Origin of the sequence: Psychrobacter sp. Arc9, from assembly GCF_041431295.1 — a bacterium.
In the GTDB taxonomy this organism is placed as follows: domain Bacteria; phylum Pseudomonadota; class Gammaproteobacteria; order Pseudomonadales; family Moraxellaceae; genus Psychrobacter.
Genome location: NZ_JASMRK010000019.1, coordinates 23023 through 37606 on the forward strand (window position 1 = coordinate 23023; position 14584 = coordinate 37606).

At 43.5% G+C, this 14584-nt stretch carries 12 protein-coding genes; 6 read left to right on the plus strand and 6 right to left on the minus strand.

Going from position 1 to position 14584, the window contains the following annotated elements; all coding sequences use genetic code 11:
• Positions 1 to 120: 120 nt before the first annotated feature.
• Positions 121 to 1251, minus strand: a complete 1131-nt coding sequence (locus QO187_RS10205) for a DNA topoisomerase IB (protein ID WP_102093804.1) — start codon at positions 1249 to 1251, stop codon at positions 121 to 123.
• 182 nt (positions 1252 to 1433) lie between these two features.
• Between QO187_RS10205 and QO187_RS10210 the strand changes: the two genes are divergently transcribed.
• Positions 1434 to 1886, plus strand: coding sequence for a GNAT family N-acetyltransferase (locus QO187_RS10210; RefSeq protein ID WP_102093802.1), 453 nt, complete (start codon positions 1434 to 1436; stop codon positions 1884 to 1886).
• 83 nt (positions 1887 to 1969) lie between these two features.
• Here the strand turns inward: QO187_RS10210 and QO187_RS10215 are convergent, their stop codons facing one another.
• The 4 genes from QO187_RS10215 to QO187_RS10230 all read right to left on the minus strand — a co-directional run bounded on the left by QO187_RS10215 (position 1970) and on the right by QO187_RS10230 (position 4949).
• On the minus strand, positions 1970 to 2254 hold the full coding sequence (locus QO187_RS10215) for a pyrimidine/purine nucleoside phosphorylase (RefSeq protein ID WP_102093800.1): 285 nt from the start codon (positions 2252 to 2254) through the stop codon (positions 1970 to 1972).
• A gap of 77 nt (positions 2255 to 2331) precedes the next feature.
• A protein-coding gene (prfB, locus tag QO187_RS10220) for a peptide chain release factor 2 (RefSeq protein WP_102078362.1) occupies positions 2332 to 3427 on the minus strand; the annotation gives its coding sequence in 2 pieces (ribosomal slippage) (positions 2332 to 3354 and positions 3356 to 3427; 1095 coding nt in all).
• Between the two features lie 125 nt (positions 3428 to 3552).
• Positions 3553 to 4254: an HAD family phosphatase gene (locus QO187_RS10225; protein WP_102091165.1), complete on the minus strand. Its 702-nt coding sequence runs from the start codon at positions 4252 to 4254 to the stop codon at positions 3553 to 3555.
• 158 nt (positions 4255 to 4412) lie between these two features.
• Entirely contained in the window at positions 4413 to 4949 is a 537-nt protein-coding gene (locus QO187_RS10230) for a gamma carbonic anhydrase family protein (RefSeq protein WP_371548269.1), read from the minus strand.
• A gap of 502 nt (positions 4950 to 5451) precedes the next feature.
• Between QO187_RS10230 and carA the strand changes: the two genes are divergently transcribed.
• The 4 genes from carA (at position 5452) to QO187_RS10250 (ending at position 12281) form a co-directional block, all read left to right on the plus strand.
• Positions 5452 to 6693, plus strand: coding sequence for a glutamine-hydrolyzing carbamoyl-phosphate synthase small subunit (gene carA, locus QO187_RS10235; RefSeq protein WP_371548271.1), 1242 nt, complete (start codon positions 5452 to 5454; stop codon positions 6691 to 6693).
• 152 nt (positions 6694 to 6845) lie between these two features.
• Complete coding sequence (carB, locus tag QO187_RS10240) at positions 6846 to 10109, plus strand: carbamoyl-phosphate synthase large subunit (RefSeq protein ID WP_102091162.1); 3264 nt, start codon at positions 6846 to 6848, stop codon at positions 10107 to 10109.
• A gap of 330 nt (positions 10110 to 10439) precedes the next feature.
• The gene (gene greA, locus QO187_RS10245; protein WP_057760725.1) at positions 10440 to 10916 is read left to right on the plus strand and encodes a transcription elongation factor GreA; all 477 of its coding nucleotides are present in this window, start codon (positions 10440 to 10442) and stop codon (positions 10914 to 10916) included.
• A gap of 471 nt (positions 10917 to 11387) precedes the next feature.
• Positions 11388 to 12281, plus strand: coding sequence for a hypothetical protein (locus QO187_RS10250; protein WP_228153199.1), 894 nt, complete (start codon positions 11388 to 11390; stop codon positions 12279 to 12281).
• Between the two features lie 189 nt (positions 12282 to 12470).
• Here the strand turns inward: QO187_RS10250 and QO187_RS10255 are convergent, their stop codons facing one another.
• Positions 12471 to 13022 carry a hypothetical protein gene (locus QO187_RS10255; RefSeq protein WP_102093794.1) on the minus strand — a complete coding sequence of 184 codons (552 nt, stop codon included), beginning with the start codon at positions 13020 to 13022 and terminating at the stop codon, positions 12471 to 12473.
• 245 nt (positions 13023 to 13267) lie between these two features.
• On the opposite strand from QO187_RS10255, the gene QO187_RS10260 reads away from it, so the two are divergent.
• On the plus strand, positions 13268 to 14536 hold the full coding sequence (locus tag QO187_RS10260; RefSeq protein WP_102093793.1) for a putative DNA modification/repair radical SAM protein: 1269 nt from the start codon (positions 13268 to 13270) through the stop codon (positions 14534 to 14536).
• Positions 14537 to 14584: the final 48 nt, after the last annotated feature.

Here is a 14584-nt window from a genome sequence, read left to right on the forward strand (position 1 = left end):
AATTATTATTAATTCGCTATAAGTCCACGAAGACACCTACATTAGCTAAGGTACTGCCACATATTTTCAATTTCCTATTAAAGAATTAACACCTTAATATTATTATCTAAAACCTCACACTTAAACATCAGCTCTTAAAAACCCTAATAACGCTTTCTCTTCACAGCTTTGGTACTTCTTGGTTCGTCCACGGCGTGCTTGTTTGTAAGTCTCAAAGAACTGCCCTGTCAAAAAACGCTCAATGACAATGGGATGAATATAAGAGGCACGGCATACGGTTGGTGTGTTGCCTAGCTCTGCTGCCACGCTTTTTACCATATCAGTAACTAATTGCTGTCGCTCAGTGCTTTCTGGCGCACTGGTTAATATGTTAGCGCCTGCAGTCGTTTGTAGCTCATCATATAGATAGCTTGCTGCGAGTACACTGGCCATCCATGTACGAAAATCTTTTGCGCTGTACAGTTTGCTTTCGCAGTCCATGCCGCACGTATGCACCCGTAAGTAGTCATTGATATCATTACTGTCAACGACTTGCTTATGTCCGTTGTCATCTAGATATTTGAATATTTGATAACCGGGCAGCTCAGAACAGGCCTGCACGATGTCAATCAATCGCTCGTCTTGTAGCTCAATGTGGTGTTCTTTCGCGCTTTTTCCGACGAAATCAAACGCCAGTCCATTGTCGGTTTCACTGACATGCTTGCTGCGTAGCGTACTCAGACCATAACTTTTGTTTTGTTTGGCGTAGCGGCTATTGCCAATACGAATCAAAGTGGTCTCTAGCAATTTAACAACGGCAGCAAGCACATTGGTGCGTGACAACGATTCTGCTTCCAAATCTGTCTCGACCTGCGCGCGTAAATTGGGCAGCGCCTCTGCAAACCCTATCATCGCATCAAACTTTGCTTGGTCACGAATATTGTTCCATGACGGATGATACAGATACTGCTTGCGAGATTTTTCGTCTCGCCCTGTTGATTGTAGGTGGCCTCTTTCGTCTTTGCATATCCACACCTCTGACCACATGGGCGGTATCACCAACGCATCAAAACGCTGACGCAATGCTCTGTCTTTTACCGTGTTACCCGTTGCATCACGATAAGTAAAGCCGCGACCCCAGCGTCTGCGCTCGTAGCCTGGTTCGTCGTCACTCACATAACGCAAATTGGCACGGCGTGCGAGATGCTCGTAATCATGACGCACGTCTTTGGTCATTGTCTGCTGGCTAGTCTGTAATTTTGCCTTTGTCATAAACCTATATACCTTTAAGAATTCATGGTTTTAGCATAATTAATGGCGGTAGTTTTTGCTGTTTATTTGGCACAGACAAAGTGTAATCGATGTGTAAAATAAAATTGAAATTATGGATGCTAAACGATGCGTTTGTGAGGCATAATTTAGCACTACTCACGACTTAAGTTTATTAAAATAAAATGTACCCTTCATCTGTAGAAATAAAACCCCTAGCTCGCGCCGATTACGACTTTTGGTTAACATTATGGCAAAGCTACCTAACCTTTTATGAGACCAGTTTGCCCATGAGCACGACTGATACAACATGGCGCAACTTGCTCAATAACGACGTCGCTACTTATGGAATTGGGGCGTGGAAGAATGGTACATTGGTAGGTTTTACCCATGTCGTAATACATCCAACGTCTTGGAGTAGTACGGCATGTTGTTATCTACAAGACCTCTATGTCGATGAGTCTGTACGTGGACAGAGCATCGGACGAATATTAATTGAAGCCGTATATGGTTTTGCTGATGAAAAAGGCTGTAATCACGTTTATTGGAAAACTCAAGAAAGTAATGCTAATGCACGCCAACTGTATGACAAAGTCGCAAGCTTAACGGACATGGTGCAGTACCGTAAAAACTTATAGTTTTTTATAGTTCGGAAATAAAAAAAGCCAAGCATCAAATACTTGGCGTTTTTCGTTTTGATACTGCTATAACTTAGAAGTCATTATTTACCGTATACACATAGATAAGCGGTTTCGACGTCTACTTTTACTTGGAACTTCTGATTGGCTTCGACGGTAAACTGCTTGCCAGCGTTAAAGGTTTGCCACTCATCACTCTCTGGTAGCTTGACAGTCAATGCACCGCTCACCACACTCATGGTTTCAAATTCACTGGTGCCAAACTCATACTCACCAATTTCCATAACGCCGACAGTTGCAGGCTTAGTAGCCGTTTGAAAGGCAATAGAAGTCACTTTATCATCAAAATAATTATTAACGCTTGGCATAATTTTCCTTAATTAAATATTGGTTACTATTTCAATTAGTTACTATTTTAAAACGGCTGCTTATTTAAAACGGCCTTTTACAGTCCTGCTTTTAAACTCGCTTCGATGAACTGATCGAGGTCACCATCTAGTACGGCACCAGTGTTAAAGGTTTCAACACCCGTACGCAAGTCCTTGATACGAGAGTCATCGAGCACGTATGAGCGAATTTGACTGCCCCAGCCAACATCAGACTTACCGTCTTCTACCGCTTGCTGTGATTCCATACGTTTTTGCATTTCAAGCTCATAAAGCTTAGCACGTAGCATCTTCATGGCGGTGGCTTTGTTACCATGTTGACTACGCTCATTCTGACAGGTCACTACCACGCCCGACGGCTCATGGGTAATACGTACCGCAGAATCTGTCGTGTTTACGTGCTGGCCACCCGCTCCAGATGAGCGATAGGTATCGATACGCAAGTCAGCTGGATTGATATCAATCTCGACGTTATCATCTATTTCAGGTGAGACAAATACCGCTGCAAACGAGGTATGACGACCATTATTACTATCAAATGGTGACTTACGCACCAAACGGTGGACGCCAATCTCGGTACGCAACCAACCAAACGCATAATCGCCTTTGATCTCAATCGTTGCCGACTTAATACCAGCCACGCTGCCTGAAGATACTTCAATCACATCTACTTTAAAGCCATGAGCTTCTGCCCAGCGCGTATACATGCGTAGTAGCATTTCAGCCCAATCTTGCGCTTCAGTACCGCCACTGCCCGACTGAATATCTAAGTAGCAGTTATTTGGATCCATCTCACCGCTAAACATCCGGCGGAATTCTAAATCAGCAACACGTTTCTCAGCGCTATCTAGCTCGCTCTGCACGTCGGCTAGCAAGGACTCATCTTCTGCTTCGACTGCCAACTCTAGCATGGCAGACGCGTCTTCTAGTGTGGTTTCAAGAGAAACCACCACATCGATGACACCATCAAGGTGACTTTTTTCTTTGTTGATTTTGGTCGCGCGCTCTGGATCGTTCCATAGCTCAGGGTTTTCTAATTCCAAATTGACTTCTTCTAAGCGTTCTTGCTTACCATCGAAGTCAAAGATACCTCCGCAAATCCTGCCCACGCTCTGATAAATCTTTAATTTGCTCTTGATACGGATTGATTTCCATAAATGTTCCTGTTTTTCTAATAAAAATAAATAACGAATGTGGCGCTATTTTAAATGAGATTGAGACTAAACGGTTCACTAATTAATGCTATTGCCAATGTTGCTACTATTATTAGATTGGACAGTCTATATTGACCAATCTTCTACTGCCCAGCGATGTGCCAAAGCATGCGCATGTAACGCATCATCAGGTGATACGCAAACGGCCACATCAGCCCATTCGAGTAACGGAATATCATTTTTGGAATCTGAATACGCATATGTTTTTTCAAAGGTAATGCCAGAGGCTTGCTGTTTATTTAGCCATTTATCCAAATGGTATATTTTGCCCGCTTGGAAGTTTGGTCTGTCAGTTAGCTTACCTGTGTAGCGATTGTCTTTGATCTCGAGTGGCGTTGCCAATACATTGGCAGCTTCAATACCAAACCGCTTAGCAATGGCCGATACCACAAAATCATTGGTCGCAGAAATAATTACCACATCGTGTCCTTGCTCAATATGCTGACACAATGCTTCCATCGCTTTTGGGCGAATATGTGGCTCGATTTCGCTTTTGATATAGTCTTCTCTTAGCTCATCAAGTCTATCAAGCGGCAGACTGCTTAAAAACTGCGCAACGAATTCATTATACTCTGTCGCGTCTAGCGTACCTTCGATATAGTCATTATAAAACTTCTGATTGGCAGTGCGGTACTGCGCCTCATCGACAAGGTCATGCTTTACGATATACTCGCCCCAGAGATAATCGCTATCGACATCAAGTAATGTATGATCTAAATCAAATAATGCCAGTTGTTTTTGTTTTGTTTGTGCTTGATTTGCCTGCATGGTGAGACCTTATCGTTGGTTGCGAAAAAATATGAATCGTTTAATAAAATTGGGTACAGTTATCTACTAAGGCTGAGCACATCACTTAAATAGCATGTAAACGAAATAAGCCTGTACCTTGTAATCTATCCCTTTAGAATTGGTTAGACTATTTACCTTTATGCAAGCATCGCTATTTCTGTTAAGCCTGTTTTAAATTTCTGACAACGCTCAGCATAATGTAGCGCTGACATTTTTAGCATCGCTGCTTGCTCATCTGTTAGCGTCTTGACCACTTTTGCAGGCGCGCCCATCACTAGCGAGTTATCAGGAATGACCTGACCTTCAGTAATCAAGGCTTTCGCCCCTATCAGACAGTTTTTACCAATTTTGACATTATTAAGTACCACTGCACCAATGCCAATCAGGCTGTTATCACCGACTTCACAGCCATGCAACATAGCCAAATGGCCGATAGTCACGTAATTACCGATAGTAACTTTGATACCTGCATCAGTATGAATCACACTGTTTTCTTGCACATTACTATAGTCACCGATATGGATACGATCGTTGTCACCGCGTATCACTGCACCGAACCAAATATTGGCTTGATGGCCTAAATACACATCGCCCATCACTTGCGCTGAATCTGCTACCCAACCGTTGAACGGCACAGCAAACTCTGGGGTTTTGTCTAAATACTGATAAATCATAACGACTCCTTGTCATCTTCATTATTGTTATAACAAACGATTATAAAAATTGGGTCTAGGACTGCGCTGTCCATTGTGGCAAAGCCAACTGCGAAAATCCAGCGCTATTAATACACGCTCGATGTTGATTTTGATAAAGGAGAAAGTAGCTAATATTTGCTTAGGCTATTTTATAAAGTCAATATCTTTATAAAGTACTCATTATTAGCCATGAAATGACTATTAATCCAGTAAATCGGCTAGCTATAACTGTCTATTTTGTATATAATACGCAAAATCTGTGCCTAAGCGAGCGGACATGATGCAAGTTACCTATTCACTATCTAGTGGGTTTTGTAGTTTTCATCAATAATGTCTTCTCGCTTTTTTGTGGAAAATTTTTGTGTATCGCCCTTTTTTTACTTTTATATGACAACAGTCAAATGCCGTAAATAAAAGGATACGGAGCAATTTTAGACCAACAAAACATGATGGCACTCACCAATAACAGCGGAGGCAATCCTTGAATTCATCGGCAGAAATACAAGCAATTTTGGCACTAGCAGACGGTACAATCTTTCGCGGTGTCAGTATCGGCAGCCTAGGTCATCGTATTGGTGAAGTGGTATTTAACACAGCCATGACAGGGTATCAAGAAATCCTAACCGATCCAAGTTATGCCCGCCAGCTGGTGACTTTGACTTACCCTCATATCGGTAATACAGGCACCAATAGCGAGGACACAGAATCTGGTAATGGCCACAAAGTATGGGCAGACGGTCTTATCATCCGTGATGCCACCATGGCAACTTCTAACTTCCGTAACTCAGAGTCACTCAGCGACTATTTACAGCGCAACGAAACCGTCGCTATCGCTGAAATTGATACCCGTCAGCTAACACGTCTATTACGTGATAAAGGTGCACAGAACGGCTGTATCATGACTGCCTCAAACGGCGAGACGATCAGCAGCGACGATGAGCAAAAAGCGATTGAGTTAGCAAAAGGTTTTGCAGGTCTAAAGGGCATGGACTTGGCAAAAGAATGCTGTACTAAAGAGAACTTCGAGTGGACAGCAGGCACTTGGGATCTGTCAGACACCCTACTCAACCGTGATATCCCTGGTAGTCATGATAGCGGTACTGGCGGCTTCTTTAAACAACTCGGCACTCATATCGATTCTAAATACAACGTCGTCGCTTATGACTTCGGTAGCAAAACCAACATCCTGCGCATGCTCGTCGACCGCGGTTGTCACGTGACGGTTGTACCAGCACAGACCCCTATCGCTGACGTGCTAGCGATGAACCCAGATGGCATCTTCTTATCAAACGGCCCTGGCGATCCTGCAGCTTGTGATTATGCTATCGATGCGGTACGTCATATCATTGAGCAAACTGACGTGCCAACGTTTGGCATCTGCTTAGGCCATCAGCTGATTGGTTTGGCTAGCGGTGCAAATACTATCAAGATGAAAACTGGCCATCATGGTGCCAACCATCCAGTACAAGATTTGGCAACTGGTACGGTTATGATCACCAGTCAAAACCATGGTTTTGCAGTTGATGAAGACACGTTACCTGATAACGTTAAATCTACCCATCGTTCATTATTCGATGGTACTAACCAAGGTATCGAGCTGACCAACAAGCCAGTCTTTAGCTTCCAAGGTCACCCAGAAGCCAGCCCTGGTCCACATGACTGCGCACCATTGTTTGATAAGTTTGCGGATATGATGGCACAGTCTAAAACTGCCCAAGCGTAAACGGTTGATTATAACTACATAATAAGTAAACGCTTGAATCGTCCATAGCGGTTCAAGCGGCATTAAATAAGCACTGCAAGCATAAAACGCCATGAGCGTTATCAAAAATAAAGATTACTCAAATTATCACCCAAACGAAGGTAGCTCTAACTATGCCAAAACGTACCGACATAAAAAGCATTCTTATCATTGGCGCAGGCCCTATCGTCATCGGCCAAGCATGTGAGTTTGACTATTCAGGCGCACAGGCGTGTAAAGCACTAAAAGAAGAAGGCTACCGCGTCATCTTGGTCAACTCAAACCCTGCAACCATCATGACCGACCCTGTCATGGCTGACGCGACCTATATCGAGCCGATTACTTGGCAGACCGTTGAGCAAATCATTGCCAAAGAACGTCCAGATGCAATCTTGCCAACGATGGGCGGCCAGACAGCACTAAACTGTGCGCTAGAGCTAGACAAGCACGGCGTATTGACCAAGTATAACTGTGAGTTGATTGGCGCGACCAAAGACTCAATCGAGATGGCAGAAGACCGCAACTTATTTGATAAAGCCATGAAGCGTATCGGCCTTGAGTGCCCTCGCGCTGAAACGGCTGAAACCATGGAAGAAGCCTTTGCTACCCAAGAAAAAATGGGCTATCCGTGTATCATTCGTCCATCATTCACCATGGGTGGTTCAGGCGGTGGTATCGCTTATAACCGTGATGAGTTCATTGAAATCTGTGAGCGCGGTTTTGATTTGTCTCCAAACCATCAGCTGCTTATCGATGAGTCGTTAATCGGTTGGAAAGAGTACGAGATGGAAGTGGTTCGTGACAAAAACGACAACTGCATCATCATCTGTGCCATCGAAAACTTTGATCCAATGGGTGTGCATACAGGCGACTCAATCACCGTTGCGCCAGCACAAACCTTGACCGACAAAGAATACCAAATCATGCGTAATGCGTCATTAGCAGTACTGCGTGAGATCGGTGTTGAAACAGGCGGTTCAAACGTACAGTTCGGTATCAACCCTGATACTGGTCGCATGGTCGTCATTGAGATGAACCCACGTGTATCACGTTCGTCTGCCCTAGCCTCAAAAGCCACTGGTTTCCCGATTGCCAAAATCGCAGCAAAACTGGCTATTGGTTATACGCTAGACGAATTGCAAAATGACATTACTGGTGGCAAAACGCCAGCCAGCTTTGAGCCTGCGCTTGATTATGTCGTGACCAAGATACCTCGTTTTAACTTTGAAAAATTTCCACAAGCGGACAATATCTTATCGACTCAGATGAAATCGGTCGGTGAAGTGATGGCGATCGGTCGTAACTTCCAAGAGTCTATGCAAAAAGCATTGCGCGGCATGGAAACAGGTGCGGATGGCTTTGACGAGCAAATTGACTTATCAAAGGTAAGTGCCGAAAAAGCACGTAGCGAAATCATCAACCGCCTAACCATTCCAACACCTGAGCGTATCTACTACGTTGCTGATGCATTCCGCGTCGGTATGAGTGTCGATGAAGTGTTTAACTTTACCAAGATTGACCCATGGTTCTTGGTACAGATCGAAGACATCGTGAAAACCGAAGCTACCGTAAAATCACTTGGTTTTGGTGGATTGAACGAGAAAAATCTACGTAGCTTTAAACGTAAAGGTTTATCAGATTTGCGTTTGGCTAAACTGCTTGGTATCTCACAAAAGCAACTTCGCAAAAAGCGTTGGGATCTAAACGTCTATCCTGTCTATAAGCGTGTCGATACCTGTGCCGCAGAGTTTGCTACTAGCACGGCCTATATGTACTCGACGTACGATAGCGAATGTGAAGCGAACCCAACAGACAAAAAGAAAATCATGGTCATCGGCGGCGGTCCTAACCGTATTGGTCAAGGTATTGAGTTTGATTACTGCTGTGTACACGCAGCGCTTGCCATGCGTGAAGATGGTTACGAAACCATCATGGTCAACTGTAACCCTGAAACTGTCTCGACCGATTATGACACGTCTGACCGCTTATACTTTGAACCAATCACATTAGAAGACGTGCTAGAAATCGTCCGCATCGAAAACCCAGATGGCGTGATTGTCCAGTTCGGTGGTCAAACGCCATTGAAACTTGCTCGTGCACTAGAGTCAGCAGGCGTTAAAATCATCGGTACTAGCCCAGATGCAATCGACCGTGCCGAAGATCGTGAACGCTTCCAGCACATGATTCAGCAGCTGAATTTAGTACAGCCATCAAACGCTCTAGCGACCAGCTTAGAAGACGGCTTGGTTAAAGCAAAAGATGTAGGCTATCCATTGGTTGTACGTCCATCTTATGTACTAGGTGGCCGCGCGATGGAAATCGTCTATAACGAAGACGAGCTAAGACATTACCTACGTACTGCGGTACAAGCATCGAACGAAGCGCCTGTCCTACTAGATCGTTTCTTAGATGATGCTATCGAAGTCGACGTAGACTGTGTATGTGATGGTACTGATGTCGTCATCGGCGGTATCATGCAACATATCGAACAGGCTGGTGTCCACTCAGGTGACTCAGCATGCTCACTACCACCATACTCACTGTCTAAAGAATTATGTGATGTGATGCGTGCACAGACGGTCGCCATGGCAAAAGAGCTAGGCGTTATCGGTCTGATGAACGTACAGTTCGCTGTAAAAGGCGAAACCGTATATATCTTAGAAGTGAACCCACGTGCTGCACGTACAGTACCGTTCGTCTCTAAGTGTATCGGCACTTCGTTAGCACAGGTTGCAGCGCGCTGCATGGCTGGCACTTCGCTTAAAGATCAAGGCTTTACTACTGAGATTGTCCCAGCATTCTATGCGGTCAAAGAAGCGGTATTCCCATTCGCCAAGTTCCCAGGTGTTGACCCAATCTTGAGTCCTGAGATGAAATCAACGGGCGAAGTTATGGGCGTGGGCAAAACCTTTGGCGAAGCATTCTACAAGGCCATTATCGGTAGTAATGAGCGTCTGCCAGGTCTACCGACTGAAGGCGAGACAAAAACGGTCTTTATCTCAGTTCGTGATAGTGACAAAGCCCAAATCGCTCCGATTGCTCGTCAGCTTGCAGACTTTGGCTTTAAGATTGTCTCGACCACTGGCACGCAAAAAGTACTGAGCGACGCTGGTATCGAAAGTCAGCAAATCAACAAGGTCACTGAAGGTCGCCCGCATATCGTTGATGCCTTGAAAAACGGCAAAATCGACCTTATCATCAATACTACTGAAGGTAAGCAAGCTCAAGAGGATTCGTTCTCTATTCGCCGTAGTGCGCTACAGGGCAAAGTATTCTACGTCACCACGTTAGGTGCCGCTGATGCCGTCTGCAAATCTTACGCGATTGACTTACCGTTTGATGTCTATAAGTTACAAGATTTGCATGAGCAAGCAAAGTCTATTGACGTGGCTGAATAATTTCAGTAGATTAAGCATAACCGTTAGGCTTGCCTAAAAGCTCACTCAAGTATCGTTGTTTGCTTTAAATATAGCCAACCATGCTTGAGGAACGATACCTTTACCGTGATAGACCTAAAAAGCATAGTGGCTAAATTGCGACTATGCTTTTTATTACGTAAGCTTAAGTGCGACTATGCTTGAATTTAGGTGAGATACACTCATAAATGATGGCCAACTTATTCATTACATCGTCTTAATTATCACTCTTTTATATTTTATATCCATTGCAACAACACTGACACCATCTCATTATGAGGTGGTGTGGTGTTATTGGTTTAAGGAAAAAACATGCAACGTTACCCAATGACTCCGCAAGGACACGCGGCTCTAGAAGCCGAATTAAAACAGCTAAAAAGTGTCGACCGTCCACGCATCACAGCATCGATTGCTGAAGCACGCGAACACGGCGATTTGAAAGAAAATGCTGAATACCATGCTGCCCGTGAGCAACAAGGTTTTTGTGAAGCACGTATTCGTGATATCGAAGCCAAACTTGGTGGCGCTCAAGTCATCGATCCTTCGACACTGCCAAAAGAAGGCCGTATCGTGTTTGGTGTCAGCGTCGTGATCGAAAACATGGACACCGAAGAAGAAAAACAATACAAAATCGTTGGTGATGATGAGGCTGACTTTAAAGCTGGCAAAATCTCAGTCAACTCACCAATCGCTCGTGGTCTGATTGGTAAGTTCGAAGGTGACGAAGTGCGCATCGAAACGCCAAAGGGCGTGGTTGAATATGAAGTCATGAAAGTTATATACGACTAATAACTACACTGCGTTCTAATCTAGAATTTTGATGTTCTCAAAGATAGACAGTTCGAGAAATGACTTTTAGATAATAGTTTTTATGAAAATGATTGTGACTAGCGACTTAGTTATGCAATTCCATAGATGAAAGCCGTACTACACATAAATAGCATTTATACCATTTCGGTTACATAATGCTGCTTTTATCCATGATTTGTTTTGGCGCATAATTATTTGAGTTTAAGGGCACAACAGCTTCAATATTAAGCCTATTCAATAAGAAATATTTAAGATTGAATAGCTTTTATACAAGTTAGCACTGCTGCGCTCTTACTAAAAATAATGATGGTCTGATCGCATACATAGGCTAATATCAGCACTACTACCCTCGTTATTTGGCATATTTTTCGGTGTCATTTAGCGGGGGTTTTGTTCATCTAAGCATTATCTATTGTTGTATTACTTACTATTATTTTTGAGGAGTCTTTTATGATTATGAACAATAGTTTTCAAGCATCAACTGCTAAAACAACTATGGCAAAAAATGCAACTATACCTGCAATTCTAGCAGGTATCATGTTGGTCGCATCATCGGCCAATGCTGCCCCTGAGATTGCCATTAGCTCATCTGCGAGCGGTAGCACCACTGTTGTTGAGCAATACTCTGATGGCAAAACTGCTACGATTACGGCGACGCCAAACGGTATCATCATGCAAGACGGCATGCCGTACGCGGTAACTCAGGTGACCACTGTGCCACGCTATGTCATGCGTCAGTCTCCTGTTGTCCAAGGTACGACGACCGTTACTAGCGTACCAGTGACTAACTCTATTACCAATAAAGTCACTAAAGTAGATGTGATTACTACGCCTGCCAGCAGCGTGACACAAGTACTACCTGTCGCAACTAATGTCACCCCGCCAGTGATTACGCAGCAGCCAGTGACCAATCAAGTAACGACAACGACGACCACGTTAGATACCTTGCAATTGACCCCGACTTTTAGTACGCCTGGCGTGGTCAATGCCAATACCAAAGTGATAAAAATTCTAAAAAATGCTGATGGACGTGAAGTTGCCGTTCCTGCCAATCATATTGACCCTGGTGACGTGATCGAGTATCACACCACTTATACCAATACCACGGCACAGCCAGTCAATGACATCAACGCCATGATCTCATTACCAAGTGGCGTCCAGTTAGTCTCGTTGAATAGTCCTCTGCCGACACTTGCTACCACTGGCGGAGACAGCTATCAAACCATTCAGCAAGTTGGCAATACGGTGGTTGCCCAAGAAAACTACTCTGGTCTAAAATGGAACTTGGTGAACTTTGACGCCAATGCGGCCAAAACCGTGGTCATACGTGCCAAGGTTCAATAAACATTAAACTGTCGCGTATTATTATTTAACGGTTATCGGTATATGTAAAAGGTCTTGTGGACTAGTCAGCTAGTCGACAAGACCTTTTTTGTGTCGGCGGCTTGGTTTTGAGTGTGGTAAAGCACTGCTTTAAGCTTAGGATATAAATGCTTGATGCAGTGGCAGAAATAGATGAGCTTTTAGAGAAGATCATTTTTCTTTATACAGAATAGGCCGATTAATTAGATTATTAAGTTTTGTCATAAAAAAGATAAAACCAAAACCAAAGATTGACGTAGTGAGCACTCTTATCATGTTTTGATCGAACATTAGGTTTTTGGTATCTTCGTAAGTTATTTGCAGATCTTCCTCTGATTCTCTAATGTCTAAGCTGACTAATTGCGGTAAATTATTCGATACGCCTAAAAAATTGGGCTGATAGTACCAACCAACTCTTGCGTACTTGCCAAGCCTAGGTTCAAGGTATGTAGGACCCATACATGACCCAGTATTAATAAAGCCAAATACATTATAGCTACAGCCGTAAAGCGTTATTTGTTTAGGATTTTCGATAGATTGCAAGGCTATACTAAATCCCTTATCAGTGATAATTCCTTCACTGTATTGTAGCTCCGACTCCTGCGGAAAATCTCTACCCTGCCATTCCAAAAAATTGAGTGCAATGAAAAAAGATATAAACGAGACATTTAGAAACGTATCGAACTTTTGAGACGCTGATTTTTCTTTAAATTTTTTGAGCATAAAATTTCTCTAAAAGACCCTTTTATGGAATGTTTGAAAAAATCTATATTTACCCTTAAAAAGTGAATATATTAAGCCACAGAGTTTAGCCTTTAAATAAACCTCAAACTACTGTTTACTATATTAGACATGAATCATACGACACTATTTGTCGTGTTGTTTTTAGAATTCTCCTATTAATACAATGACTTAATGAGTATTTTGGTAAAATAGTCTTTCATCAATTAATTGGTAAAACGCGACTTATGGCAAACATCAATTATGAAAGATTACAGGGCAAACTCAATATCTTGGCTGATGCTGCCAAGTATGATGTTTCCTGCTCATCCTCCGCTGGTACTCGTAAAAACCAAGGCGGCGGATTAGGCGATGCATCAGCAACGGGTATCTGTCACAGTTATACCGAAGATGGTCGCTGCGTCAGCTTGTTAAAGATTCTTTTGACCAATCACTGCATTTACGACTGCGCTTATTGCACCTCGCGCAAGAGTAATGACACGCCACGCGCTGCTTTTAGTGTCGAAGAAGTCGTCGATTTGACCATGCAGTTTTATCGCCGTAATTATATCGAAGGTCTCTTTCTCAGCTCTGGTATCTTCAAAAGTGGTGACTATACGATGGAGAGACTGGTCGAAGTCGCCAAACTCTTGCGTACGCGCGAACGCTTTAATGGTTACATCCATCTAAAGACCATTCCAGGTGCGTCAAAAGAACTGCTGCTAGAAGCAGGATTATATGCGGATCGTTTGAGCGTCAATATCGAGATTCCGACCAAATCAGGGTTGGCGTTGCTTGCGCCAGAGAAATCACATGACCAATTAAAAGCCCCGATGGAGACGGTAAAAGAGGAAATCATCACCATTCGTGAAAGCCGTAAAACTCATAAAAAAGCGCCTAAGTTCACGCCAGCAGGTCAGACCAGCCAAATGATTGTTGGTGCGAGTAACGAGACTGACTTGCAGGTGATTCAGCTATCGAGTCACTTCTACAAAACGTATGATCTCAAGCGTGTCTATTACTCAGGTTATGTACCTATGCTCTCTGACAATCGCTTGCCTGCGATTGGAACGCCTGTGCCGATGGTACGGGAGAATCGTCTGTATCAAGCAGATTGGTTAATGCGTTTTTATGGTTTTGGTGCGCATGAGATTGTGGAGCCGGAGTCACCATTCTTAGATTTAGACTGCGATCCAAAACTGGCTTGGGCAATACGCCATCGCGAGCATTTCCCAGTCAATATTCAGACAGCGACTTATGAGATGATTCTACGTATCCCAGGTATCGGTACAAAGACTGCTAAAAAAATCATCAAAGCACGTAAATTCAATCAATTGACGCTATACCATCTAAAAAAGATGGGCGCTGCGGTCAATCGTGCTAAATACTTCATCGCGACCACTGGCAAAAACGAACACCTTGCACATCTAACACGCGATAATTTCCGTCAGTATGTATTGGCTCAAACGCAAACCAAATTTAACGATCAGCGTAGTGGGCAGTTGGCTTTATTTTAGAATGGCTCTAGATAGCATGTGTTAAAAAACCTGCTATCTCGCTACTGT